The 23,592-nt window shown below is 69.1% G+C and carries 24 protein-coding genes; 15 read left to right on the forward strand and 9 right to left on the reverse strand.

The window, feature by feature from the left end; genetic code table 11:
* Nucleotides 1-304: 304 nt before the first annotated feature.
* From VYJ16_RS21275 to VYJ16_RS21285, 3 genes are all read left to right on the forward strand, one after another.
* Nucleotides 305-1,111 carry a DUF7839 domain-containing protein gene (locus tag VYJ16_RS21275; RefSeq protein WP_336352328.1) on the forward strand — a complete coding sequence of 269 codons (807 nt, stop codon included), beginning with the start codon at nucleotides 305-307 and terminating at the stop codon, nucleotides 1,109-1,111.
* A 115-nt stretch (nucleotides 1,112-1,226) separates the two neighbouring features.
* The gene (locus VYJ16_RS21280) at nucleotides 1,227-1,814 is read left to right on the forward strand and encodes a flavodoxin domain-containing protein (RefSeq protein ID WP_336352329.1); all 588 of its coding nucleotides are present in this window, start codon (nucleotides 1,227-1,229) and stop codon (nucleotides 1,812-1,814) included.
* Entirely contained in the window at nucleotides 1,811-2,746 is a 936-nt protein-coding gene (locus VYJ16_RS21285) for a hypothetical protein (RefSeq protein ID WP_336352330.1), read from the forward strand. The genes VYJ16_RS21280 and VYJ16_RS21285 overlap by 4 nt, the downstream gene beginning before the upstream one ends.
* 45 nt (nucleotides 2,747-2,791) lie before the next feature.
* On the opposite strand, the gene VYJ16_RS21290 is transcribed toward VYJ16_RS21285, so the two are convergent.
* Nucleotides 2,792-2,950: a hypothetical protein gene (locus VYJ16_RS21290; RefSeq protein WP_336352331.1), complete on the reverse strand. Its 159-nt coding sequence runs from the start codon at nucleotides 2,948-2,950 to the stop codon at nucleotides 2,792-2,794.
* A gap of 82 nt (nucleotides 2,951-3,032) precedes the next feature.
* Complete coding sequence (locus VYJ16_RS21295) at nucleotides 3,033-3,719, reverse strand: alpha/beta hydrolase (protein ID WP_336352332.1); 687 nt, start codon at nucleotides 3,717-3,719, stop codon at nucleotides 3,033-3,035.
* A gap of 108 nt (nucleotides 3,720-3,827) precedes the next feature.
* On the opposite strand from VYJ16_RS21295, the gene VYJ16_RS21300 reads away from it, so the two are divergent.
* The 10 genes from VYJ16_RS21300 to VYJ16_RS21345 all read left to right on the forward strand — a co-directional run bounded on the left by VYJ16_RS21300 (nucleotide 3,828) and on the right by VYJ16_RS21345 (nucleotide 12,688).
* Nucleotides 3,828-4,277: a pyridoxamine 5'-phosphate oxidase family protein gene (locus VYJ16_RS21300; RefSeq protein ID WP_336352333.1), complete on the forward strand. Its 450-nt coding sequence runs from the start codon at nucleotides 3,828-3,830 to the stop codon at nucleotides 4,275-4,277.
* Between the two features lie 2 nt (nucleotides 4,278-4,279).
* Nucleotides 4,280-5,011, forward strand: coding sequence for a competence/damage-inducible protein A (locus VYJ16_RS21305; RefSeq protein WP_336352334.1), 732 nt, complete (start codon nucleotides 4,280-4,282; stop codon nucleotides 5,009-5,011).
* A 57-nt stretch (nucleotides 5,012-5,068) separates the two neighbouring features.
* The gene (locus VYJ16_RS21310; protein WP_336352335.1) at nucleotides 5,069-6,529 is read left to right on the forward strand and encodes a hypothetical protein; all 1,461 of its coding nucleotides are present in this window, start codon (nucleotides 5,069-5,071) and stop codon (nucleotides 6,527-6,529) included.
* A gap of 125 nt (nucleotides 6,530-6,654) precedes the next feature.
* Complete coding sequence (locus VYJ16_RS21315; protein ID WP_336352336.1) at nucleotides 6,655-7,278, forward strand: GNAT family N-acetyltransferase; 624 nt, start codon at nucleotides 6,655-6,657, stop codon at nucleotides 7,276-7,278.
* 8 nt (nucleotides 7,279-7,286) lie between these two features.
* Complete coding sequence (locus VYJ16_RS21320; protein ID WP_336352337.1) at nucleotides 7,287-8,048, forward strand: GNAT family N-acetyltransferase; 762 nt, start codon at nucleotides 7,287-7,289, stop codon at nucleotides 8,046-8,048.
* On the forward strand, nucleotides 8,045-8,695 hold the full coding sequence (locus tag VYJ16_RS21325) for a GNAT family N-acetyltransferase (RefSeq protein WP_336352338.1): 651 nt from the start codon (nucleotides 8,045-8,047) through the stop codon (nucleotides 8,693-8,695). Before VYJ16_RS21320 ends, VYJ16_RS21325 begins: the two co-directional genes overlap by 4 nt.
* On the forward strand, nucleotides 8,692-9,318 hold the full coding sequence (locus VYJ16_RS21330) for a GNAT family N-acetyltransferase (RefSeq protein WP_336352339.1): 627 nt from the start codon (nucleotides 8,692-8,694) through the stop codon (nucleotides 9,316-9,318). The genes VYJ16_RS21325 and VYJ16_RS21330 overlap by 4 nt, the downstream gene beginning before the upstream one ends.
* Nucleotides 9,319-9,425: 107 nt before the next feature.
* Nucleotides 9,426-10,619 carry a redox-regulated ATPase YchF gene (locus tag VYJ16_RS21335; protein ID WP_336352340.1) on the forward strand — a complete coding sequence of 398 codons (1,194 nt, stop codon included), beginning with the start codon at nucleotides 9,426-9,428 and terminating at the stop codon, nucleotides 10,617-10,619.
* Between the two features lie 49 nt (nucleotides 10,620-10,668).
* The gene (locus VYJ16_RS21340) at nucleotides 10,669-11,415 is read left to right on the forward strand and encodes a hypothetical protein (protein ID WP_336352341.1); all 747 of its coding nucleotides are present in this window, start codon (nucleotides 10,669-10,671) and stop codon (nucleotides 11,413-11,415) included.
* A 235-nt stretch (nucleotides 11,416-11,650) separates the two neighbouring features.
* On the forward strand, nucleotides 11,651-12,688 hold the full coding sequence (locus VYJ16_RS21345) for an NAD(P)/FAD-dependent oxidoreductase (RefSeq protein WP_336352342.1): 1,038 nt from the start codon (nucleotides 11,651-11,653) through the stop codon (nucleotides 12,686-12,688).
* A 51-nt stretch (nucleotides 12,689-12,739) separates the two neighbouring features.
* Here VYJ16_RS21345 and VYJ16_RS21350 read toward each other — a convergent pair whose 3' ends face one another.
* The 5 genes from VYJ16_RS21350 to VYJ16_RS21370 all read right to left on the reverse strand — a co-directional run bounded on the left by VYJ16_RS21350 (nucleotide 12,740) and on the right by VYJ16_RS21370 (nucleotide 21,027).
* Nucleotides 12,740-14,389, reverse strand: a complete 1,650-nt coding sequence (locus VYJ16_RS21350; protein WP_336352343.1) for an Ig-like domain-containing protein — start codon at nucleotides 14,387-14,389, stop codon at nucleotides 12,740-12,742.
* A 170-nt stretch (nucleotides 14,390-14,559) separates the two neighbouring features.
* A complete protein-coding gene (locus VYJ16_RS21355; protein ID WP_336352344.1) occupies nucleotides 14,560-16,614 on the reverse strand; it encodes a type II secretion system F family protein in 2,055 nt (684 codons plus the stop codon).
* Entirely contained in the window at nucleotides 16,611-19,016 is a 2,406-nt protein-coding gene (locus tag VYJ16_RS21360) for an ATPase, T2SS/T4P/T4SS family (protein ID WP_336352345.1), read from the reverse strand. The genes VYJ16_RS21355 and VYJ16_RS21360 overlap by 4 nt, the downstream gene beginning before the upstream one ends.
* A gap of 124 nt (nucleotides 19,017-19,140) precedes the next feature.
* Nucleotides 19,141-20,463 carry a carboxypeptidase-like regulatory domain-containing protein gene (locus tag VYJ16_RS21365; RefSeq protein ID WP_336352346.1) on the reverse strand — a complete coding sequence of 441 codons (1,323 nt, stop codon included), beginning with the start codon at nucleotides 20,461-20,463 and terminating at the stop codon, nucleotides 19,141-19,143.
* Nucleotides 20,464-20,655: 192 nt separating this feature from the next.
* The gene (locus VYJ16_RS21370; protein ID WP_336352347.1) at nucleotides 20,656-21,027 is read right to left on the reverse strand and encodes a 30S ribosomal protein S8e; all 372 of its coding nucleotides are present in this window, start codon (nucleotides 21,025-21,027) and stop codon (nucleotides 20,656-20,658) included.
* 185 nt (nucleotides 21,028-21,212) lie between these two features.
* On the opposite strand from VYJ16_RS21370, the gene VYJ16_RS21375 reads away from it, so the two are divergent.
* Both VYJ16_RS21375 and VYJ16_RS21380 read left to right on the forward strand, forming a co-directional pair.
* On the forward strand, nucleotides 21,213-21,671 hold the full coding sequence (locus VYJ16_RS21375) for a DUF2240 family protein (protein WP_336352348.1): 459 nt from the start codon (nucleotides 21,213-21,215) through the stop codon (nucleotides 21,669-21,671).
* A 34-nt stretch (nucleotides 21,672-21,705) separates the two neighbouring features.
* Complete coding sequence (locus VYJ16_RS21380; RefSeq protein ID WP_336352349.1) at nucleotides 21,706-22,164, forward strand: DUF7993 family protein; 459 nt, start codon at nucleotides 21,706-21,708, stop codon at nucleotides 22,162-22,164.
* A gap of 28 nt (nucleotides 22,165-22,192) precedes the next feature.
* Here the strand turns inward: VYJ16_RS21380 and VYJ16_RS21385 are convergent, their stop codons facing one another.
* Nucleotides 22,193-22,852, reverse strand: coding sequence for an HAD family hydrolase (locus VYJ16_RS21385; protein ID WP_336352350.1), 660 nt, complete (start codon nucleotides 22,850-22,852; stop codon nucleotides 22,193-22,195).
* 151 nt (nucleotides 22,853-23,003) lie between these two features.
* Nucleotides 23,004-23,585, reverse strand: coding sequence for a hypothetical protein (locus tag VYJ16_RS21390; RefSeq protein ID WP_336352351.1), 582 nt, complete (start codon nucleotides 23,583-23,585; stop codon nucleotides 23,004-23,006).
* Between the last annotated feature and the right edge of the window lie 7 nt (nucleotides 23,586-23,592).

The following is a 23,592-nucleotide window of genomic DNA, read 5'->3' on the forward strand; positions in this document are numbered from 1 at the left end:
CGCACGTACGCCACCAGCCCCCGTTATTATGAGACTCCTAGAGGTGGATTCGACGACGGGACGGTCCCGTCGGTCACTCGTTCGAACGAGTGGCGACCAGTCGACGCCGGTGGAGCGAGTGGCGACCAGTCGACGCCGGTGGAGCGAGTGGCGACCAGTCGACGCCGGTGGAGCGAGCGGTCGCGGCCTCGAACCACGCGGAACGCAAGTCAGGTTTGATAGATGACTGGATACGGGCGGACTGGGACAACCGTGCCGGTGTTACCACAAAAGTACTTGTCCTCGCGTTCCCTAGCGCGGAGCGATGCCCGACCACTCGCAGTCGGACGCGGACGTCCTCCGGAGCAAGCGGTCCGCGACCCGCTATCAGATTCTCGTACAGATTGCGGAGCGCCAGCCGGCGGTGAGCCAGCAGGAGATCGCCGACGAGATCGGTGTGACGGCGCAAGCCGTCTCGGACTACCTGCAGGGACTCGTCGAGGAGGGGTTCGTCGTGAAGGAGGGCCGTGGCCGGTACGAGGTGACGAAGGAGGGCGTCGACTGGCTCATCGGGCAGACGGATGGTCTCCAGGAGTACGTGAGTCACGTCGCGAGCGACGTCATCGGACAGGTCGAGGTGGAGACGGCGGTCGCACGTACCGACGTCGCGGAGGGCGAGACGGTGTCGGTGACGATGCGCGACGGCGTCCTCTGCGCGATCGCGGGCGACGCCGGCAGTGCAACTGCGGTTGCGGTGACGGACGCCGCCGAGGGCGAGGACGTCGGGGTGACGAACTTCGAGGGCGTGGTCGACTACGAGCTCGGGTCGGTGACGGTCGTGAGCGTGCCGCGCGTGCAGGACGGTGGGAGTCGGGCGGTCGACCCCGGGCGCGTCGCCGCGCTCGCGAGCGAGCACGACCTCGTCGCGACCGCGGGCACGGAGGCGTTCGTCGCCGCGGGCCGCTGCGACGTCACGCCCGACGTCCGGTTCGGGACGCCCGCGGCGGTCCAGGAGGCGGCGACGAAAGGGCTCTCCGTGCTCCTGCTCGCGTCGACGAACGAACTGAGCGCGCACACCGACCGCCTCCGGGACGCGAACATCAGTTACGAGGTCGTCGACGCCGCCGACTGACGGCGTCGTCCCAGGCGCTCGCTCTCGGTCGAACGCCAGCGGTTCAGCGGCGTTCGTTCTCGCACCCCGAGAGCCGTGAACGTCGTATATCCCCTCTCGGCGCGTCTCTATCGGTATGAGCACCATCTTCATCGCGTACGGCACGGGCGAGGGACAGACCGCGAAGGTCGCGGACCACGTCGCAACGGAGTTGGCGGCGCGCGGGCACGAGGTGACGACGCGAGACCTCGGTGAACCCGGTGACGTGGACGACGTCGACGCGTTCGACGCCGTCGTCGTCGGGGCGTCCATCCACGTGGGCAAGCACCAGGGCGAGGTCGTCGACTTCGCGAGCGAGTGGCGGGACGTCCTCGCGACGCGTCCGAGCGCGTTCTTCCAGGTGTCGCTGTCGTCCGCGTCCACCGACCCGGACCGGCAGGCGGACGCGGCGCGGTACGTCGACGAGTTCCGCGAGGCGACCGGCTGGCATCCCGACGTCGTCGGCGGGTTCGCCGGCGCCATCCGGTACTCGAAGTACGGGTTCCTGAAGCGGTTCATGATGAAGCGCATCGCGAAGGACGCGACCGGTGACACGGACGCGTCGAAGGACTACGAGTACACGGACTGGGAGGACGTCGCGTCGTTCGTCGACGCCGTCGACGCCCTCGTCGACCGCGAGGTCGTCGAGGAGACAGACCGCCGGATGGAGGAACCCCGGTCATGAGCGCGTCGGTCGACCCGACCAGCGAGGGCGGCGGGACGATGCAGGGCAGCACGCTCCGGCACGCGCCGCCGTCGCGAGCGCTCGTCCTCGCATCCTCGGTGATCGCGGTGCTGGCCGCGGCCGCGGCCGCGGTCGGCCTCCTCGCGCCCGACTTCTACCGGGACGCGCCGACGCTCGTCTCGCAGGCGCGCGGCCAGGACCTCCTCACGCTCGCCGTCGCCGTCCCGGCGCTGCTGGCGTCGGTCGTCGCGGCGCGCCGCGGGTCCCTCCGCGGGTACCTCGTCTGGCTCGGCGTCCTCGGCTACCTCCTGTACACGTACGCTTCGTACGCGTTCATGACGACGTTCAACCCGCTGTACCTCGCGTACGTCGCGCTCCTCGCGCTCTCGCTCGGTGCGTTCGTCGCCGGACTACTCCGGCTGGACGCGGAGCGCGTGAAGCGCGCGCTCGACGGCCGCCGGTTGCGCGCGGTCGTCGCGTTCGAGGTGCTCGTCGTCGCGCTCGTCGGGTTCGCGTGGCTCAGCGAGATACTGCCCGCGACGCTCGACGGGACGATACCCGCGAGCGCCGCGGACGCGAACATCCCGGTGAACGTCATCCACTCGCTCGACCTCGGCGTCCTCCTCCCCGGGTTCGCGGTCGCCGCGTACTGGCTCCATCACCGCCGACCGTGGGGGTACGCGCTCGCGGTCGTGTTGCTCGCGAAGGTCGCGACGCTCGGCGCCGCCATCCTCTCGATGGTCGTCGTGATGGCGGCCGACGGGATGCCCGCGCCGGTCGAACAGGTCGTCGTCTTCGGGGCGTTGACGGTCGCGAGCGTCGCGCTGCTCGCGCGACTCCTCGGGTCGATGACCGACGGCGAGTCCGCGAGCGACGTCGCCGCTGGCGGCGACCGAGGCGGACGCGAGGACCGGTCGGTCGACGCGTCGTGACCTGACTCCGGTACGCGCGCGGTCGGGTTCTCCTCTCGGGTTCGTTCAGCCGCTCGTCGTGTCTGTGCTCCCGCATTCGGGGCACTGCATGAGGTCGCCGAGCGTCGGGTGGGTCGCGGTGTCCCAGACGTCGGCGCCGACGGGTGCGCTGAAACCGCAGTGCTTGCAGGTGGTGCGCGCGGACTCGACGGTCTCCTGAACCATACCACAGCGTATGTGGTATGGTAGCATAGTAGTTCTGTCGCGGCGGCGAACGGAACGACTCGCCGGGCGCGAAAGCCGCCGGTCAGTCCGGCCCGGGGAGTTCGTCGATCAGCCACGGGAGGTACTCGTCGCGGTTCGCCGACGCGAACAGTTCGTGCCCGCCGTCGTACGTCGTTCGCTGGGACTCCGGCGCATGCTGCTCGATGGCGCGCGGGTCGACGACCTCGTCGTCGGGCGCGTAGAACACGTGGTCGTCCGCGTCGAGCGCGGGGAGCGACCGCTGTGCGGCCCGGATCGTCTGAATCCACTTCGGGGCGATGCGCGTGGGCGCGGTGGCGTCCTCGCTCGTCGCGAGCCCACCGAGGTCCTCTGGCGGGACGCTGAACGGGAGTATCGGTCGCGCGATGGGGAGCGCGAGCAGCGGTTCGAGGACGATGGGGACGTCGTGCATCCCCCACCACGGGCTCAGGTAGACCGCCTTCGGGTCCGGATCGACGTGCGCGAGCGCGAGCCCGCCCATCGAGTGCGCGAGCACCGCGTACTCGTCGCTCTCGCTGTCGGCTCCGAGGTCGTCGAGGTACTCGCGGACGGGCGCGACGCAATCGCGCTGGAAGTCCGGCGTCGTCGTCGGTAGTTCGATGGCGTGCACGCGGTACCCGACGTCGACCAGCTGGTCGACGAGCCAGCGTTCGTGTCGGCTATCGACGACGTTCCCCCACCCCATCACCCAGACGAGGTCCCGGCCGTTACCGAACGTATCCACCTGCATACCTCGCTCTGCGAGCGCCCGCCGGGTAGCTCTTTGGGCGACCCCCCGATCGGCCAGTCCACGAGAACCGACGGCATGCTTTTCGTGGTTCGTACTGACTAGTAACACATGGAAGACACTGACCCTCATCAGCTCGACGCGGACGCACGTGATGCCGTCCTCGGGACCGGCGGCGTCGGCGTCCTCGCGTTCGCCACCGGCAGCGACGAGCCACCGCACTCGCTGCCGGTCTCGTACGGGTACGACGCCGACACCGCGTCGCTGTACTTCCGGCTCGCGACCGGCGGGGACTCCAGCAAGAGCGACCTCCTCGACAACCCGGTGTCGTTCACGGTTCACCACGAGGGCGAGGACGGCTACGAGAGCGTCGTCGCGCAGGGCACCCTCGACTCCATCGAGGAGGCCGACGTCGCCGGCGAGATACTGGACGGCCTCTCGCGCGTCGAGATACCGCTGTTCGACGTGTTCGAGCGACGCCCCCGGGAGACGACGTTCTCGTTCTACCGGTTGGACGCGAGCGACGCGAGCGGGAAGCGCGAGATCCAGCGCCGCGACTGACCGTGGAGGTCGCCATCGTGACCGTGGGCGACGAGGTGCTCGCGGGCGATACCGTGAACACGAACGCGAACTGGCTCGCCGGCGAGCTCGCCGACCGCGGCGCACTCGTCGCGCGGGTCCTCACCGTCCCCGACGACCGTGCGGTCATCGCGGACGCGGTCCGCGAGTACGCAGACGCGTTCGACGCCGTCATCTGCACGGGCGGCATCGGCGGGACGCCAGACGACGTCACGGTCGAAGCGGTCGCGGACGCCCTCGGGCGCGACCTCGTCGTCGACCGCGCGCAGCGCGAGCGCCTCGAAGCACGCGCGAAGGCGTTCCGGGACGCGAACCCGGAGCTGACCGACCGATACGACTTCCAGCTGAACCTCGACGCCGCCGCGACCCTCCCCGAGGGCGCGCAAGCGATCACGACCGACGAGTCGTGGTCGCCCGGCTGCGTTCTCGAGAACGTGTACGTCCTCCCCGGCATCCCCAGCGAGATGCGCGCGATGTTCGCGGTGGTCGCGGACGCGTTCACGGGCGACGCGACGAGCGAGGTCGTCCGGACGTGGACGCCCGAGGGCGCGCTCCTCGACGTCATCGACGGCGTCCGCGAGCGCTTCGACGTCCGCGTCGGGAGCTACCCGCGGGGCGAGGACGCGCCCGGTCGCGTGAAGGTCACGGGCACCGACCCCGACGTCGTCGCGGCAGCGGCCGCATTCGTTCGCGAACGAGTGGACGTCGCGGACTGACCGACCCGCGGTGGCCTTGGTGCGGGTTTATTACGTCGTACGCCTTGTGGAGTCGACATGGATCAGCCCATCCGGTGGACGCTCCCGGCGTCGGCGTTCGTCGCGTTCGACGCGCCGCTGTCGGTCGCGACGGTCGATGGCGACCTCGACCCGGCGTACCGGACGTTCCTCCAGTCGGAGGTCGGGTTCGACGCCGGTGACGACGCGGACGCGAGCGCGCTCGCCGCTGCTGCGGGCCGACTCGCCTCGAAGGAGTGGCATCCGACGTGGGGGCATCGGTACGACCGGCCGCGTGACCCGATGGAGTTCCGGGACCTGACGCGACTGCTGCGCGCGCTCGCCGCCGCCGACGCGCGCCTCGGTGGCCCCGGCGCGACCGTCGACAGCTACCAGGACGACGACGCGCTCCGCGACCGCGCGGCCGAGACAGCGAGCGAGTGCCCGGACTGTCGGGTCGAGACGTTCGACACCGACGCCGACGGCGCGACCGCGACCGTCTACGAGTGCTGCGAGCGCCATCACCGCGAGTTCCACCGCGAGTACGTCGACGCCAACCGGACGCCCGACCACCCGACGCCAGCCGACGCGTTCGACCTGGCGAACCGCCTCGAAGCGGAGGCGCTCGCGATCGACGCTGCCGCGGAGCTCGCGGACGTCGCCGCGTACGACCCGCACGCGGTCCGACCGGTCGTCGACCAGGTACTCGCCGAGTTCGAATCTCAGCGCGGCGCCGACCTCGTGAACGTCGATTACCTCCGGGAGCTCGCCAGGGCGCTCACGCACCTCGGGCTCGTCGACGGCTCGGTGCGCGCGCGGCTCGTGCGGTCGCTCGCGGACGACGACGCTCGCATCCGGCAGGCGTCGGCGGCGGCGGTGGCGAGTCTCGCGTGGGAGCGCCCGGAGAGCCTGCTCGCGGTCGGCGACGACGCGGTCCCGACGGGCTACCTCAAGCAAGTGTTCGGCGACGACACCGACCCGGTGGACGAGGAACCGCTCGTCGTCCGAGGGCTCGCGACGATGGTCGCGGAGGGCGACGCGGACTCCCGCGAGCACGCGCTCGCGGCGCTCCGCGAGTTCGCGCGGACGCACCCGAACGCCGTCTACCCGCTCGCGGGCGAACTCGCCTCGCATCTGGACGCGACGCACTCGCGGGTCCGACTGTACGCCGCGGTCGCCGTGGCGGGGTTGAGCGCGCGCTACCCGGAGGTGGGCGTCGAGGCGACCGCGGGCTTGGAGTTCCTCGCCGCGCGCACCGAGGACCCGGCGAGCGTCCCGGCGACGTGCGCGCTCGCCGCCCTCCCCGGCGGGAGCGTGCCGCGTGACGTCGCGGCCGACCGCGCCGTCGAGTACGCCGACCCGTCGCGGTACCCCCAGTACGTCGTCCGCGAGGCCGTGTACGCGCTCGACGCGCTCGACGCGACCGACCGCGTCGACCTCGACTGGGTCCGGGCGTGTGCGACCGAGAGTGCACTCGAGCACGCCGTCGACGTCGCACGCGACGACGTCGAGGACGCGTAGACCGGCGCGGCAACGTCGAGGACGCGCACGCCGGCGCGGCAACGTCGACGAGGCGTGAGCGCGCCCCGTTGCACTGGTTGACACACCGACCGAATCCTTACGTCGACCCACGGAGATGACGGCGTATGGACCTGTTCCCCGCCGCGTTCGAGACCGAGCGACTGCGGTACGAACGCCTCGACGAGGCGATGGACGCGCTCGCCCTCTACGAGCACACCGGCACCGACGAGTTCGAGCGCGTCAGCGAACACATCTCGAAGGACCGCCACCATCACCCGAAGGACGCGCTCGACTACCTCGAGGAGAGCGCCGAACAGTGGCGCGACGGCGACCGCGCGAACTACGCGATGTTCCCGAAGGACTCGGAAGCGGGCGCCGGCGCGTTCGCGGGCGTCGCCTCCCTCATCCCGCTCTGGGACCGCCGGACCGCGCGCTTCGGCGTCTGGCTCCTGGAGGACTACCACGGCCGCGGGTACGCCGGCGAGCGCGCCGACGCCCTCGTCTCGCTCTCGTTCGACCGCCTCGACCTCGAGCTGGTCGCCGCCGGCCACACCGACGGGAACGACGCCTCGAAGCGAGCGATCGAGAAGTACGTCGACCGCTACGGCGGCCGGTACGAGGGCGTCCTCCGGAACTGGGTCGTGCTCGACGACGAACCGAGGGACCTCCACCGGTACACCATCAGCGCCGACGAGTACGCAGACGCCGACGTCGAAGTCGACCTCCGCGTCGAGGAGACGCTGGAGTAGCTCCCGCCATGTCGCTGTTCCCCGAGACGATGCGGACGCCCCGCCTGCGCTACGAACGAATCGACGACGCCGTCGACGCGTTCGAGCGCTACGCGTGGACTCGCGAGGGACGGGAGGCTCGCGAGCGCGAGACGCGGTACGTGACGACGACGCCCGACCCGCACCCGAAGGCGACCGCGGACGCGCTCGCCGACCACGGCGACGCCTGGGCGGACGCCGAACAGGCGTACTGGGCGGTGTTCCTGCGACCCGGCGAACCGGACGCCAGCGGCGACCCCGTGGAACCCGGCGACCGCGTGCACGTCGGTGTCGCGAGCATGGACGCACTCTGGGAGAATCGCCGCGTCCACACCGGCGTGGAACTCTACCGGCCGTACTGGGGCCGCGGGTACGCCGGCGAGCGCGCCCGAGCGCTCCTGAAGGTGACGTTCGAGGTCCTCGACGTCGAGGTCGCCTCGGTCGCGCACTTCGCGGGCAACGAGAACTCGCGCAGTCAGATGGAGGGCTGGGTCGAGCATTACGCCGGCAGCGAGGACGGCTACTTCCGGAACGCGGTCCCGCGGGACGGCGGCGACAGCGAACCGTGGGACCTCCGCTCGTACGTCATCACCGCCGCGGACTACCGCGACGCCGGCGGCGCGCCCGAGGTCGAACTCGACCCCGAGGACGTTCCGAAACCGACCGCGGAGCCGACCGACCTCGACCGTGCCAGCGGACGCGACGAGGTCGACGACGGCGACAGCGACGGCGATGGAGGTGCGTCGGCGTGACGGAGTTGTTCTTCGACGAGATACGCACGGAGCGCCTCCACCTCGTGCGGGAGTCCGTCGCCGACGCCGATCTCGGCGAGCGCTACGAGTCGATGAACGAGGACGCCATCGAGGACGGCGAACTCGCGTACGTCCCCATCGAGCCGTTCGAGCACCTCCAGGACGCCCGCGAGTACGTCGCTCAGCGCGAGGGTCGGATGCAGTCGGGCGACGCCGGGACGTACGTCGTGCGGCCGCGGGAAGGCGAGCCCGGGGCGGGGGAGCCAGCGGGCGAGGCCGAGCTGTTTGCGATCTGGGACGAGCAGACGGCGTTCATGACGTTCGGTCTCCGCAAGCGCTTCTGGGGCCGCGGCTACTCGGGCGAGCGCGCCGCGGCGTTCCTCCGCGTCGCGTTCGAGCACCTGGACCTCGAACTCGTCTCGGTGACGCACCTCGTCGGGAACGAGAACTCGCGGCGCGCCATCGAGAAGTACGTCGACCGCTACGGCGGCCGGCGCGTCGGCCGGTTCCGGAACCAGCACGTCGTCGACGACGAACCCAGGGACGTCGTCCGGTACGAGATAACGCAGGTGGACTACGCGGAAAGCGGCGAGCGCCCGGACTGCGAGTTCGTCGAGGAGCGCGAGAATCGGAGGGAGTCGCCGTGACGGACCTGTTCCCGCGCGTCTTCGAGACCGAGCGCCTGCGGTTCGAACGCATCCACCCGGAGACGCTCGACGCTCGCGACCTCTACCCGCACGTCCGCGAGGACTCCGGTATCGCGGACGCGACCCGGTTCATGACGTGGGACCCCCACGAGCACCCGAAGGAGACCATGGAATACGTCCAGCACACCGGCGAGGCGAACGACGCGGCCGACAGCGGGAACTACGCACTGTATCCGAAAGCCAGCGAGCCGGGCGGTGGCGAGTTCGCGGGGAACGCCGGGCTCGGCGCCGACTGGGAGCGGCGGAGCGCCGAACTCGGTATCTGGCTCCGCAAACCGTTCTGGGGCCGCGGCTACTCTGGCGAGCGAGCGGACGCGTTCGTCGAACTCGCGTTCGCGCGCCTCGACCTCGACCTCGTCACCGTCACCGTCGTCGACGACAACGACCGGTCGGTACGCGCGATCGAGAAGTACGTCGACCGCTGGGGCGGCAGTCACGACGGCTACTTCCGGCATCTCCGGCCGCACGGCGACGACCCCGTGAACCTCCACCGGTACGCCATCGCACGCGCCGACTACGAGTCCGCGGGCGTCGACGTCGACCTCGCCGTCGTCGACGAGTGACCTCCGAGAGGGTGCGCCGGTCGGCTGCGACCCCGTGCCATGCAATCGCGTGACGGAGCCGCGGCGAGTATCAATTTTCAAGCCCGCTCACGGTCTGTGACTGTGCAATGACCTACAAGATCGGCCTCGTCGGCAAGCCCAGCGTGGGCAAGTCGACACTCTTCAATGCGGCGACGATGAACGACGTCCCCGAGGGCGCGTATCCGTTCACGACGATCGACCCGAGCGTCGGCGAAGCGTACGTTCGCGTCGAGTGCGCCGCGCCCGACTTCGACGAGACGTGCACGCCGGACACGGGGTTCTGCGAGGGCGGCGAGCGGTTCGTGCCCACGAAGCTCGTCGACGTCGCCGGGCTCGTCCCCGGCGCACACGAGGGCAAAGGCCTCGGGAATCAGTTCCTCAGCGACCTGAACGAGGCGGACGTGCTCGTGCACGTCGTCGACTTCTCCGGCGAGACCGACCTCGAAGGCGAACCGACGGAGGGCCACGACCCCCGCGAGGACATCGGGTTCCTCGAGGAAGAGCTCGACCAGTGGTACGTCGACGTCCTCGAGAAGGGCATCGAGCGCTATCGCTCGGGCTACCACGGGAACGAGGGCGACATCGAGGTGGACCTCGCCGAGCAGATGAACGCGTTCGGGACGAACAAGGACGAGATCAAGCAGGTCATCCTCGCGCTCGACCTCGAACTCGACCCGGACGCGTGGGACGGCGACGACCGCGAGGCGCTCGCTCGCGAACTCCGCAAGCGCACGAAGCCGATGGTGGTCGCGGCGAACAAGATGGACACCCCCGAGGCGCAGGCGAACTTCGAGGACATCGCGAACGACCCCGAGTACGAGCACCTCACCGTCGTCCCCGTGAGCGCGCACGCCGAGAAGGCCCTGAAGAGCGCGAACGAAGCCGGCGTCGTCGACTACACGCCCGGCGAGGGCGCGTTCGACATCGTCGGCGACGTCAGCGACGAACAGGAAGCCGGCCTCGAACAGATCCGCGAGTTCGTCACCGAGTTCGACGGCACCGGCGTCCAGGACGCCATCGAGACCGCGCTCTTCGACGAGCTCGGCACCAAAGCCGTCTTCCCGGGTGGCGCGGACGCGATGGGGGACGACCAGGGGCGCGTGATGCGGGACTGCTGGATACTCCCCGAGGACGCGACGACCGAGGACCTCGCGTACCACCTCCACAGCGACATCGGTGACGGCCTGCTGCACGCGATGGACTGCCGGAGCGGCCGCCAGATATCGACGCGCCACGAGCTCGAACACCGGGACGTCGTCGAGCTCGTCACGACGAGCTGAACCGCTCACGACCGGTTCTTTTTTCACGCTGACCTGTCCGTTCCTGTATGTGAACGAGCGCGTTCGATGCCCGGTCTGTGGGACCGAGACCAGACGCGGGCGGTTCCCGCAACACTTCGCCGACACCCATCCCGGCAGTCGCCTCCGCGACGCGTTCGCATACTCGGCCGTTTGGGCTGGCGTCCTCCCTGCACTCGCGGTCGCCCTCGGCGTCGCGCAGACCGCACTCCTCGTTCTCGGCCTCCCTCGACCCGGAGCGCTCCGCGAGACCATTGCGACACAGTTCGGGCTCTACGCAGAGAGCGTCCCCACGTTCCTCGCGTTCGCCGCCGCACCCATCGTCGCCGTCACCCTCGGAACACTGGTCGTCGCACTCGCTCGCGGCCCCGGGCAGACGTTCAGACGCGGCTGGCGACCGAGGCGGTACGAACTCCTGCTCTTGGCGTGCTGGCTGGTGCCCATCGTCGGAGTAAGTGTCTACGTCATCGGTGCCGGCGGGCGATTCGTGAGCGTTCGATTCCTCCGCGAGAAGCTCGCCGGCGGCGGGTTCGTCGCGGCCGACGACATCGAGACCGCACGGACCGCGCTCGCGGCGAACCGGCACGCGGACGCCGCCGACGCCTTCGAGACCGCCGGAACGCTCGTCCAGGGCCTCCGCGACGACGCACACTTCCGAAATCCCGACGTCGGCGAGCGCCTGGACGCCCTCGGTCGCGGGTGCGGGATGGCCGCCACCATCTGCGAGCATCACGCCGCCGACGACACCCACACCGAGCAACGCACCACCGCGTCCTGACCGAGGGTTCTTCAGAGAAGACGCGGCCAGGGTCGACGATTCCCCCGCATCCAGGGGACGTCGGTCCAGGCCGGAGCGGAGCGCGCCGACGTCCCCCACGCCCACGCGCTCCCTGCTCGCCACCACACCGCACCACACCGCACCACACCGCAGCAGCCGCGGCGACGACCGGGAACGCCGCGAGTCGGGTGCCGCGACCTAGCCGTACTTACTCCTCCCGCGGGTAGCGTCGCGTATGCCAGACCGAGTCGCCATCGTCGGCACCGGCGCGGCGGCGTGCGGCGTCGCCGACGTCCTCGACGACACGACCCACGAGGTGACCCTGTTCGACAAAGCCCGCGGCGTCAGCGGCCGCGCCGCGACGCGCCGCAAGCACGGGTGTCGATACGACCACGGCGCGAACTACGCCAAACCCGGCGACGACGACCGGTTCACGGAAGTGCTCGAATCGTTCGGCGACGACGGCATGCACGACATCGAGGAACCCATCTGGGTGCACGACGTCGACGGTCACGTCCAGGAGGGCCGCGACAGCGACGAGCACAAGTGGACGTACGAGGCCGGCATCACGCAGTTCGCCAAGCGCGTGCTCGACGCGACCGACGCCACCGTCACCCTGGAGACGCGCATCGAGGAGTTCGACCGCGAGCACGGGGACGACCATTCGTGGTCGCTCGTCGACGTCGACGGCACGCGGTACGACGGCTTCGACGCCGTGGTGCTCACGCCACCTGCTCCTCAGACCACCGAACTGCTCGCGGCGACCGACTGGACCGACGACCGCCTCGAGCGCGTCCGGGACGCAGCGGCAGCGGTCGACTACCGGACCATCCGCACCATCGTGCTCCACTACGACTTCCACGAGGAGTACCCGTGGTACGCGCTCCTCGACCCCGAGCAAGAACACCCCGTCGGCTGGCTCGCGCGCGAGGAGTGCAAACCAGGGCACGTCCCTGACAGCGAAAGTCTCCTGATAGCGCAGATGAGTCCCGACTGGTCCGTCGCGCACTACGACGACGACACCGAAAGCGCCGCGAGCGACGCCGCCGAGCTCGTCGCCGACCTCCTCGACGACGACCGCTACCGCAACCCGGACTGGGTCGACAGCCAGGGCTGGCGGTACGCACTCCCCGAGAACGCCGCCGACGACGCCGACGTCCGAGCCGCGGAAGACGCTGGCCTCTACTGCGCTGGGGACTGGGTCGTCGGCGAAGGCCGCGTCCACCGCGCGTTCGAGAACGGCCGGCGCGTCGGCCAGCGGCTCGTCGAGTAGCGACGCGGCGTCGAAAGAATCGAGAAAAGGGCCGGGCGGTGAGTCCGCGCGTTACTTCGAGACGGGGATGATGTACACCTTCGTCGAGCCGTCGCTGAACTCCAGCGAGAGCATGAAGAAGTCGTCGCTGGACCCCTTCAGGGTGTAGTCGCTGCCGTCGGGCTGGAACAGGTCGCCTTCGAGGACGAACGGGTCACCGGGCGAGAGCGTGTACGTGTCGGTGCCGAGGTCCTGCCAGACGCCGCCGACCTCGAGGGTCTTCGTCGCGCCGCTCTCGGTCGTGATGACGAGCGAGTCCGCGATGCCGTTCGTCCCGGGTTTCGCGACGAAGTAGTAGTTCACGCGAGCGGACGTGATCTCCGACGTCTCCGTCCCGGTGTACGCGAACGTCATCGTGAGGTCGTTGCCGCTGAGCGAGGACGTCTCGAAGACGAGCCCCTGCGAGTCCAGACCGGGGTTGATGGAACTCCCGACGTCCGCGACCTGGTCGATCTTCGTGACGTCGGTCGACACGAGCTCGAAGCTGTACGTGACGTACTTGTGCGCGTCCTCGTCCGAGAGGTCGGCGTCGACGTCGGTGTCGCGGCCGATGTCGACCGTGATGGTGCCGAGCGCGTTCGTGTTCCCGGTGACGGTGACGGACGCGTGCCCGTTCTCGTCGACGCTCGCGTTCGTCGCCTTGTTCCCGTTCGCGAACCGAGCGGGCCCGTCGATGGTCGCGGTGACCTCGCCGCCACTGAGGGGGTTGTTCTGTGCGTCGCGGACCTCGACGGTGTACGTCATCGAGGTGTTCGCGGGGACCGAGCTCGCGTACGAGCCGACGGTCGTGACGTACGCGGGGACGTCGGTGATCGCGTTCCCGTTGAGGGTGACGCGAGCGACGCGGAGCGTGTAGTCGCGGGTATCGTCGAGTCTGAGGACGACCTCGTTGGGCGTCCGCGGGTTGGCGTCCGCGTCCACGTACTTGTGGAGGGTGACGGCGTTCTCGCCGTCGGCGTACTCCTGCCAGTCGCTCTCGGGGACGAGGGTGGCGATGCGGAGCGTGATGGGTTCGCCGGTGTCCGTGACGGCGATGCGTTCGGCGGGCGCGCTCGCGGCCTGGAGCGTGAGGCTCGTGGTGCCGGTCGTCTGCTCGGCGACGTCGCCGTCGAAGAGGACGAGCGTGATGTCGCCGTCGCTCACGATGGGCGTTCGCGAGTTGACGAGCGTGACGTCGCCGTCGTACTCGTTGAACACGACGCCGTTCTCGTAGAGCGTCCGCGGTGCGTTCGCGTACTGGCGGTAGCTGGGTTCGTAGACGAGGCGCGTGGTCTGGTACGTGACGTCGTTCCCGAGCGACGTGTAGTACTCGGCGGTCTCGGGGTTCGTGCTGGTGACGTTCTCGATGCTGAACGTCGCGGTGTCGGTGGTTAGTGAGCCGCTCGCCGGGCCGGGGTTCACGAGGAAGAACCGGTTCGGGTAGCGGACGCCGAGGTCGACGTCGACGGTCTCGGTCGCGCCGCTGCCGGCGACGCGCGTCGTGGAACTCCCGAAGCGCTCGAAGTCCTCCTGGACGCCCTGGTTGTGCTCGAACTCGAGTTGTTGGTTGGCGGCCGGGACGACGCTGACCTGGGTGAGGATGAGGAGGCTCATCGCGAGCCCGAACATCAGGATGCCTCCCAGGACTGGGGAGACTGCCCTCTCCTCGGCGAAGAATGTCATACTAGTAATACGACGAGTGAGTATAAGTAGTTATCTACGGGCATGCGCCCTGAAAGTAACAATAACTGTGAGTAACCGACTATCAGACCGATTATCATTCGCGGGGCGATACGGTGGTTCTCGTCACGTGGCGGCCCCGCAACGCCATCCCGAAAGTGAAGGGACGGGACTCAGACGAGCATGAACGCCGCGACGCCGAGGACGATCATGAGGATGCTGTACTTCAGGCCGGACAGCGTCGAGTTGTCCGCGAGCTTCCCCGCGAGCAGTCCACTGCCGACCGCCATCACGAGCACCGAGTGGTAGAACAACGCCCGGTACGTGTCCAGGGGGATGTTCGTGAACGACACCGGCAGGCTGCTCTGGGGAACGTTCGACGCGGTCGGGGCGCTCGCCGCCTCGGCGATCGGGCCGAGGAAGCTCGCCGCCACCAGGACGATGACCATCAGGTACACGAGGTACCCGATGACGACGATGGCGATGTACGACCCCATCGCGCGACGTCGCGACCGCTCGATGCGGTAGCGAGCGCGCGTGTCCTCCGCCGCGATGGCGAGGATGCGGGACATGTCACCGCTCGTCCGCCCGCCTTCCGCGATGAGCTTCACCGTCCGCGTGAGGTAGGGGACGTGCATGCGGTTCCCGAACGCGAGCAGCGCCGCGGTGACGTCGTAGTTCCACTCGATGTCGTTCCGGAGTGCGCGCAGGTCCTCCGCGAGCGCGCCCTTCGACCACCGCGACACCAGCCCGAGTGCGTCCACGAACGGGATACCCATGTAGTTCGCCGACGACAGCACGTTCAGGACCTCCGGGAACCGGCGGACCATCGCGTTCTCGCGGCGACGCTTCCCCTCGTGGAAGTACGACAGCGGCACGAGCACGAGCAGGAGCGGTGCGACGACCGCGACGGTCGTCGTCATCACGGGCGTCGTCGTGAACGCTCCGATGGACACCGGCACCACGTCGAGCGCGCTGACGACCGCCAGGTAGACGAGCGCGAGCGGCACCGTCACCGCGAGCGTGTACAGCGGGTGCTCGCGGACCGCGGCGAGCGGGTCGCGAGCGATCGCATAGTAGCGCTCGTACTGTCGATCCTTCGCGTACGCCTCGAACCGTTCGTCGTCGTCGTCGACGTCGTCGGGCGTCAGCGGCGCCGACCGACCGTCGTCGAGTTCGTCCGCGGCCGGCTGGACGAACGGCGCCGACAGGACGTCGAGGAACACGAGGAACCCGATCATCCCGAGGGGCAGGCCCGCGTAGACGAGGACCGCCATCTGGTTAACGGTCGACCCGCCGAGGAACGAGATGACCATGAGGGTCACGATGAGGAACAACGGCGCGGCGACGAACCCGACGATGAATATCTCCGAGAGCACGCTGAGCGTCTCGAGGAAGTCCTCTTGCTCCTCGTTCGCGGTCTCTGCGTACCGTGCGGCCTGGTCCTCGAAGAACGTCGTGACGTCCCCGCCGGAGTCGACGACGCTCACGAGGTCGTCGAGGAAGCGCTCGAGACTGCCGCTCGGCGTGAGGTTCCGCGCGTTCCGGAGTGCGGTGAACATGTCGTTCCCGAACAGCTCCATGTCGCGGACGATCATGTCGAACTCCGCGGCGACCTCACCGTACGTGTCCTCGGCTTCCGAGAGCGACCGGAACACCTCGACGAGGTTCGTGCCGCCGTAGCTCATCGCGTACATGTACGTGATGGCGTGGGGGAGCATGACGTTGATAGCGCGTTCGCGCGTGTCGACGATGTTCCGCGGGTAGTAGTACCGGACGAACCACGTGGTTGCGCCCGCGGCGATACCGAGTCCGAGCGTCAGTGCGCCGCCGGTGAACAGCAGTTTGTTCGCTTCGATGTACCCGGCGATACCTGCGGGGAACGAGAACGGCGACTCGAGGCCGCCGAGCACCCCGAGGTTCGAGAGGACGAGCGACAGCACGACGCCGAGTAGCGCCGCGAGGACGCCGGCGACGAGCGCGAGGATGACGCTCCGCGACAGGTAGATGTCGTACGTCGTCCCGATACGCGCCTGGTTCAGCCATCGCTGGACGTCGCGGTACTCCTCGGGGCGCGCCTTGAAGTACGCGCGAGTGACGCCGTACTGGTCGCGGAGTTCGCGCCGTTCCTCCGGCGTCATGTCCCGCGACCGCGGGAAGTACTGGCTCACTTCGTAGTCCGGCATCGGCGTCGAGGCCGTCTCGCCCGTGGCCCCGGGCGTGCTCATCGCGCCTCCGCGTCCGTGGACTCGGTCGCGTCAGCGGTCTCGACCGCGTCGTCGTCGGACTCGGTCGCGGTCTCGGTCGCGTCGTCGTCGGACTCGGTCGCGGTCTCGGTCGCGTCGTCGCCGGACTCGGTCGCGTCGTCGTCGGACTCGGTTGCGGTCTCGGTCGCGTCGTCGAAGAGGTCCTCGACGTTCGGGTCGTTCCCGAGGTACGCGTCGAGGCCGTCGGTGTCGACCGCGTCGAGCACGGCGTCGCGGTCCTTCGCGAAGTCGTGGATGACCGTCGTGACGTCGTCGTAGTCGGTGATGTCGGCGTCGACGAGCGCCGCGAGGACGTCGCGGCGCGCCGCCAGTTCCGCCTGCACGCCGTCGGTACTCCAGCCGCGTTCCTCCGCGATCTCCGCGAGGAGGTGCGAGTCGTTGACCTGCACGTAGACGTCCTCGCGGGGGTCCCAGTCGAACACCGTCTGGTAGGAGACGTCACTGAAGTCCTCGGTCGGGAGGATCTCCGCGATCTCCTGGTTCCGGCGGACGCGTTCGTCGTCCTGGAAGATCTGCTTCTGGATGGCGATGACGTCGAGGTCCTGCACGAGCTGTGCGGGGATCGACAGCGGCGGGTTCGCGAGCCGGCCGAGCGCGCCGTCGACGCTGTCGGCGTGGATGGTCGTGTAGCTCGTGTGCCCGGTCGCGATCGCGTTGAAGAACGTCAATCCGACGCGTTGCTCGGTGCGGACTTCGCCGACGAGCAGGTACTCGGGGCGCTGACGGAGCGCGGCCTGCAGGAGCTCGTACATCGAGACCTCGCCGCGGCCGCCTTCCATCACGGATTCGCGCGTGACGCTCTGGATCCAGTTGTCGTGGGGGAGCGTCATCTCGCGGGTGTCCTCGATGGAGACGACCTTCGAGTTGTGCGGGATGAAGAACCCGATGGCGTTCATCGACGTCGTCTTCCCGCTGCCGGTGCCGCCGGCGAACACGAGGCTCTTGTTGTTCTCGATGGCGAGCCAGAAGTACGCCATCTGGTCGACGTCGAACGTGTTCCACTTGATGAGGTCCACCGGCGTGTAGGGGACGTCGGCGAACTTCCGGACGGTGAAGTTCGAGCCGCGCGTGGCGATCTCGCCGCCGAGCGTCAGCTGGATGCGGGAGCCGTCCGGGAGGCTCGCGTCGACGAGCGGGTCGCTCACGGAGATGTGCTTGCCGGCGCGTTGTGCGAGCTGGACGACGAACGACGCGAGCTGGTCGCTCGGGAAGACGACGTTCGTCCGGAGGTCGCGGTACGCGCGATGGTAGACGAACACGGGGACGTCGATACCGTCACACGAGATGTCTTCGAGCGCTTCGTCGCGCATCAAGGGGTCTATCTTCCCGAACGCGAGGAAGTCCCGGAGCAGGTAGTACAGGAGCTTGTAGATGGAGCCGTCCTCGACGGTGGCGGCGTGCTCGGCGATCTCCTCCTTGGAGCGCTCCTCGAACACGACCTCGCGGCCCGCGTCGGCGTCGATGTCCTGGTACATGAGGCTGTTCCGGAGGATGCGAGTGAGGTCCTCGCGGACGTACGATTCGAACCCGTCGAGCGTCACCTCGTTGACGTGGTACCGGAACTCCTTCGCTCGCGTGTCGAAGAGGATGGAGACGTACGCGTATGGCCGGTTCACCCAGTGTCGTTCGATCTGGACGACGTCGTCGAGGTACGAGAAGTCGAACCAGCGGGTCTCGATGAACTCGTCGCTGGGGCGCTCGGCGAACTCGACGTCGAGGTCGACGCTGTCGTAGTACTCCTTGACTTCGCGGATGATGGCGTCGCGGACGTCCTCGGGTTCGGGGGTCTCCTGTTGCTCGACCCAGAGGACGAGTTCCTCCTCGCCGAGTTCGTCGACGTCGGGTGCCTCGACGTCCTCGGTGTCGACGTCGGGATCGCGGCGGACGAGCTCCTCGCTGACCGCGTTCCCGGCGTCACTCGCCTCGAGAACGGTGTCGAGGACGTCGACGACCTCGTCGTCGTCGCGGTCCTCGATGCGTCGGACGAGCTCCTTCGTGGACATCGACGAGGCCGAGCTGGTGGGTCGTTCGCCGTCGGAATCGGTCGTGTCGGCGTCGCCGCTGGTCGGATCGTCGACGGTACCGGTCGTGTCGGTGTCGCCGCTGGTCGGGTCGTCGGCGGTACCGGTCGTGTCGGCGTCGCCGCTGGTCGGGTCGTCGGTTGGTTCGGGGTCGGCGGCGACGAAGAGGTCGGTCTCGGTCGCGTGGTCGCGGGTCGCGTCGTCGAGGGAGACGGTGTCGGCGTCGGTCGCTTCGTCGGTTGCGACGTCGAGGACGTCTCCGGAGTCGCCGCTGGGGCCGTCGGTGAAGATGTCGTCCGTGCTGTTGGTGTTAGTATCAGTTGGTTGGTCTTGGTTACTCATTAATAGATACTTATGTATACGGCCTAACTACACCTAAAGCTTTGCACGTTTCTCGGCTATAGAGACGCTGAAACCAAAGATTCCGAGAGCGATAGACCCGGACGATTTAGTGTCCGTTAACGTATCATTTCCGTCGGCGGACGAGAACGACCACCGAGAGCGCGACCGCTAGCAGTCCCGCGAGCCCACCGAAGCCCGGCGTCGGCAGCCCGTCGAGTTCGTTCTCGGGCGTCGGCGTCGCAGACGTCGTCGCCGCGGTCGTCCCAGACGTCGTCCCCGCCGTCGTCGCCGTCGCCGCCGTCGTCGCCGGTTCCGTCGACGGCGACACGCCCTCGACGGTCGTCGACGCCGACAGGTCGCCCTTCGTCGCCACGATCTCCACGGTCCCCGCGGTCTCTATCGGCACGACCGCCTCGCCGGCCGCGTCCGTCTCCGCGACCGACTCCCCGCCGACGCGCACCGACACGTTCGACACCGCCTCGTCGTACTCGTCCGCCACGGACACCCGGACCGTCTGCCCGGTGACGACCTGCGTGTTCGCCGCCGTCACCGACAGCGACGGCGTTCGATTGATCGCGTACTGGACCGAGACGTCCGACTCGCTGACCGACAACACCTGGCTCTCGCGCTGATAGCCGTTCTTCTTCACGACGACGCGGTACTGCGTGTTCACGTCGAGACTCACCGTCCGCAGCCCGGATTCGCCAGTCGAGATGTTCGACACGAACTGGTCGCCGTCGTACAGTTCGACGGTCGCCGTCACCGGCCGGTCGTTCGCGAAGTGTCCGTCGACCGTCGCGAACTCCACCGCTACCGTCCCCGGTTCCAGCGTGACCGTCTTCCCGGCGCGGTTCGAGACGACGAACGACGACGCCGTCGAGTAGTACCCGTCCGCGGTCACCGTCGCCGTGTAGTTCCCGCGTTCGACGTTGCTCGCGACGAACGTCCCGTTCGACGCGGTCTCACCGGACACCGACGTCAGGACCGCTCCGGTCTTCCGTAAGCGGACCTGCGCGCCCTCGACGGCCTGCCCGCTCGGCGTCCGCACAGTCACCAGCGCGGTCGCCGCCGGATACATCGTGACGTTCACGGTCGTCTCCGCGTCGACGTTCGACACGGTCTTCGGGCGGTTCAACGCCAGGTCCGGCGCCGAGACGTCCACGGAGACGTCCGCACCCTCGGGGACGTCGAAGAACGCCTTCCCGTTCGCGAACGTCTCACCGGTCTTCGTCTCGTCGCCGTACGCGACGGTGACGTTCGCGCCACCAACGGCCTGTCCGTCAGCGTCGACCACGCTCACCGTGATCGTCACCGCTTCCGTCGTCGAACTGGACGCCGTCGCACTGGCGTCACTCGGTCCGGGTCCCGCTCCCGACGCGACCGGAGCGGCTCCAGCGACCGGCGCCAGGCAGACCGCAACGACGAGCACGCCTAGGAGTGTCCTCATACACGTGGTATCGTCTCGGTTCGCACTTAAACATACGCGAGATGGAACGGCCGTTCGCGGCCGCGACACCGCCCTACACCCCGAGAGACGTCAATTCGTTCATACGACACCGCAACCCGGGCCGCAATCGTCGCGGCGGAACCGCGAGCGCGGTCGCTCACGGGGTGGCGAACGCGAGAAGGAATCGCGTGGTTACTCGACGAGGACCGCGTTCACCTGCCCGGTCTGACCCGGACGGGAGGTGACGCGAGCCGTGCCCTCGCTCGTCTCGACGAGCGCGCCCTTCGTGATGATGTTCCGGCGAACGTAGTTCGGGTTCGCGGGGTTCTCCACGACGTCCTCGATCTCGGCCTCGACGGTGTCCCCACCGTCCGCGACGCTCGCGACGTTCGTCGCAAGTGCACGCGTCTTCTTCGTGTTCCCGCGCGTCTCGATGACGCGGAACCGCGGCTCGCCGAGCTGCGTCTCGGTCGGGAGGCGACCGAGCTGGTGCTTCTTTCGCTTGTTCTGGCGACGGCGTCGACCGCCGGTACGCTTGCGCGGCGACGGACCCTGGTCTTGCATACCTCGAAGAAGCCCCAGCAACTACTTGAAAGGCTCGGAACGCCCCGACGGCCGTCTGGCGGTCGCTCGCGGCCCTTGCCGTCCGCGGACGCCGATCCGTCGAGCGGTCGTCCGCACGTCCGCGAACGCGGCCCGAGCGACCGCGAATCGTAGTCTTTACGCGCCGTCGCGGGCGACGATTCGGCGTGAGTCTACGCGTCGCCGTCGCCGCGCCGTTCCGCCAGCGCGGCACCGATACGCTCGCCGAGAGCGAGTTCGTCGTGGCGTTGTCCCTGGACCGCGACTGGTTCTCGCCCGACCAGGCCAAACGCCTCGTGGACGTCGCAACCGGCGAAGGCCTCCTGGAGCGCGTCGACGACGGTGGGCTGTCGCCGTCGTTCGACACGAGCGGCGTCGAGGTCCCCGACGGGTTCGTGCCCGACGACGACGTCCTCAGGAAGCGGTCGACGTTCGAGCGCGTGCTGGACGCGCTCGTGGACGCGGGCGCCGAGAAGCACGAGGCGGTCGCGGCGATCAACGAACTCCAGCAGCGATTGGGCGTGACGGTCGCGGCGGCGGCGGTCGTCTACGGTCGCCGCGAGGGCGTCGACGTGGCCGACGCGGCGGCGCGAGCGATGACGGAACTGGAGGGCGACGAGGAATGATCTGCGTCCGGACGAGCCAGCGTGGGGGCGAGCGATGACGGAGCGTCGCGTCACGGACGGCGTCCGCATCGCGGAGTTGCTGTCCTCGGAGCTGCACGGGCGTACCGACGGCGTGCTCGCGCACGTCGCGGTGACGGACGCGGTCGCGGACGTGACGCCGACCGAAGATGGCGTTCGCGCGTACGACGTGGTGTGGTCGCCCGAAGCGCTCGTCGACGAACCCGAGCAGGACGTCGCCGTCCTCGAGGTGGACGTCGGCGACGCCGACGGGGAGCGCCTCGCGTCCGTGTTCGTGCACCCGGACCGTGCACGCGTCGAGTTCCACGCCGGCGTCGACGTCGCGGTCGAGGCCGCCGAGGGAACGCGCCTCCGCGTCCGCCCGAAGGCGACGACGCCACCGCGAACGCTCGCGTTCGTCGAGTCCGGCGCCGCGGTCAAGGACGCCGCGGACGTCGCGAGCGCTGTCGTCGCTGCGTTACTCGAGGACTCGTAGCCGCTTTCCTCGGCAGCGTCGCGCCCGGTCAGTCGAGACTCCGGATGACGTCACCGAGGTCGCGAGCGAGATGCTCGCGGTCGACGACCGCGGCCGCGGCCGGATGCGGGTCGGGGCCGTCCGGCCACACGACCTGGATGGCGCGCGCCCCGGCGTTCGTCGCCCCCTCGACGTCCGCGACGGGTTCGTCGCCGACGTACACGACGTCCTCGACGGCGACGCCGAGTGCGCCGGCGAGCGCGTCGAACGCCCGCCGGTCGGGTTTGCCCGCGGGGAGCTGGCCGGTGACGAGCGTCGCGTCGAACGCCGTCCACCAGTCGAGCTCGTCGAGCTTGTCGCCCTGGGCCTTCACGGGGCCGTTCGTCAGGAGCCCGACCGGGTAGTCCGCTCGGAGCCCGTCCAGGAGGTCGCGAGCGCCCGGGATGGGCGCGAGCGCGTCGGCGATGCGCCGCCGGTACGCGCTCGCGAGCGCGTCCGGCGAGACGCCGGCGTCCGCTGGAAGCACGGCTTCGAATATCGGCGAGCGCGTGACGGCGGCGTGGTCGTCGCGGTGCGCGCTGAGGTACTCCTCGCGCGTTATCGGGGGTGCGTCGACGTCGTCGACGGCCGCGGCGAGGATGCGGTGGCGGTCCCGGTCGGGGACCGCGAGCGTGTGGTCGAGGTCGAAGCCGACGGCGCGCGTTCTCACGGACGACTAGAGGCGCCGGACGTACTTGAGCGTGCCAGGTTCCGGTCGTCGGCGTCGACGGCCGACCGACGCCGCGCTCGCCCGGCCTCGCCGAGGCTGACCGTCGCGTGACCGGCCGTCGCGTGACGAGTCGTCTCGTGGCGCGGGGCGGTCAGAGGAAGCGGAGTTGCATCATCACGAAGATGATGCCGAGCTGGAGGACGCCCTGGACGCCGCCGAGTTTCGCGTTCCGCATCCCGATGTCGCTGATGCGGTCCTTGTCGGGGTCTCCGGAGACGAGTTCGCGGTAGATGGCGACCTCGCCGGGGAGGATGACGCCGAACCCGATGACCGAGAGGAGGACGGCGACGCCGAGCGCGACCTGTATCCAGAACGCGCCCAGGCCGCCCTTGAGAGTGGTCGCGAGTTCGACGCCGGCTGTGATGGTGACGGCGGCGAGCACGGGCATGAGGAACGTCATCTTCGGCGTGAACCGCTCGAAGACGCTCGCGCGCTCCTCGACGTCGAGACCGCCGAGCACTGGGCCCAGCACCGCGCCCATGAAGACGTCGACGCCCGTCCAGAGTGCGCCCGCCATGACGTGCACGTAGAACAGGTAGCGCGTGTTCCCGGTCGCGAGCGCGACCCCGAGTGCGAGGATCGGGACGACGACGGCACCGGCGGCGAACGCCGGGTTCGCGCGCTCGGCCATCCCCCTGAAACCGGTTCCCCCTGATTCGTCGACAGTTGCCATGTCGAAA

Origin of the sequence: Halorubellus litoreus (assembly GCF_037081675.1) — an archaeon.
Classification (GTDB): Archaea; Halobacteriota; Halobacteria; order Halobacteriales; family Natrialbaceae; genus Halorubellus; species Halorubellus litoreus.

Bases quoted from the DNA above. Each gene is read 5' to 3' on its own strand.
- VYJ16_RS21275 (WP_336352328.1), top strand. From the start codon at position 305: ATGCCCGACCACTCGCAGTCGGACGCGGACGTCCTCCGGAGCAAGCGG.
- VYJ16_RS21280 (WP_336352329.1), top strand. From the start codon at position 1,227: ATGAGCACCATCTTCATCGCGTACGGCACGGGCGAGGGACAGACCGCG.
- VYJ16_RS21285 (WP_336352330.1), top strand. From the start codon at position 1,811: ATGAGCGCGTCGGTCGACCCGACCAGCGAGGGCGGCGGGACGATGCAG.
- VYJ16_RS21290 (WP_336352331.1), bottom strand. From the start codon at position 2,950: ATGGTTCAGGAGACCGTCGAGTCCGCGCGCACCACCTGCAAGCACTGC.
- VYJ16_RS21295 (WP_336352332.1), bottom strand. From the start codon at position 3,719: ATGCAGGTGGATACGTTCGGTAACGGCCGGGACCTCGTCTGGGTGATG.
- VYJ16_RS21300 (WP_336352333.1), top strand. From the start codon at position 3,828: ATGGAAGACACTGACCCTCATCAGCTCGACGCGGACGCACGTGATGCC.
- VYJ16_RS21310 (WP_336352335.1), top strand. From the start codon at position 5,069: ATGGATCAGCCCATCCGGTGGACGCTCCCGGCGTCGGCGTTCGTCGCG.
- VYJ16_RS21315 (WP_336352336.1), top strand. From the start codon at position 6,655: ATGGACCTGTTCCCCGCCGCGTTCGAGACCGAGCGACTGCGGTACGAA.
- VYJ16_RS21320 (WP_336352337.1), top strand. From the start codon at position 7,287: ATGTCGCTGTTCCCCGAGACGATGCGGACGCCCCGCCTGCGCTACGAA.
- VYJ16_RS21335 (WP_336352340.1), top strand. From the start codon at position 9,426: ATGACCTACAAGATCGGCCTCGTCGGCAAGCCCAGCGTGGGCAAGTCG.
- VYJ16_RS21345 (WP_336352342.1), top strand. From the start codon at position 11,651: ATGCCAGACCGAGTCGCCATCGTCGGCACCGGCGCGGCGGCGTGCGGC.
- VYJ16_RS21350 (WP_336352343.1), bottom strand. From the start codon at position 14,389: ATGACATTCTTCGCCGAGGAGAGGGCAGTCTCCCCAGTCCTGGGAGGC.
- VYJ16_RS21355 (WP_336352344.1), bottom strand. From the start codon at position 16,614: ATGAGCACGCCCGGGGCCACGGGCGAGACGGCCTCGACGCCGATGCCG.
- VYJ16_RS21360 (WP_336352345.1), bottom strand. From the start codon at position 19,016: ATGAGTAACCAAGACCAACCAACTGATACTAACACCAACAGCACGGAC.
- VYJ16_RS21365 (WP_336352346.1), bottom strand. From the start codon at position 20,463: ATGAGGACACTCCTAGGCGTGCTCGTCGTTGCGGTCTGCCTGGCGCCG.
- VYJ16_RS21370 (WP_336352347.1), bottom strand. From the start codon at position 21,027: ATGCAAGACCAGGGTCCGTCGCCGCGCAAGCGTACCGGCGGTCGACGC.
- VYJ16_RS21380 (WP_336352349.1), top strand. From the start codon at position 21,706: ATGACGGAGCGTCGCGTCACGGACGGCGTCCGCATCGCGGAGTTGCTG.
- VYJ16_RS21390 (WP_336352351.1), bottom strand. From the start codon at position 23,585: ATGGCAACTGTCGACGAATCAGGGGGAACCGGTTTCAGGGGGATGGCC.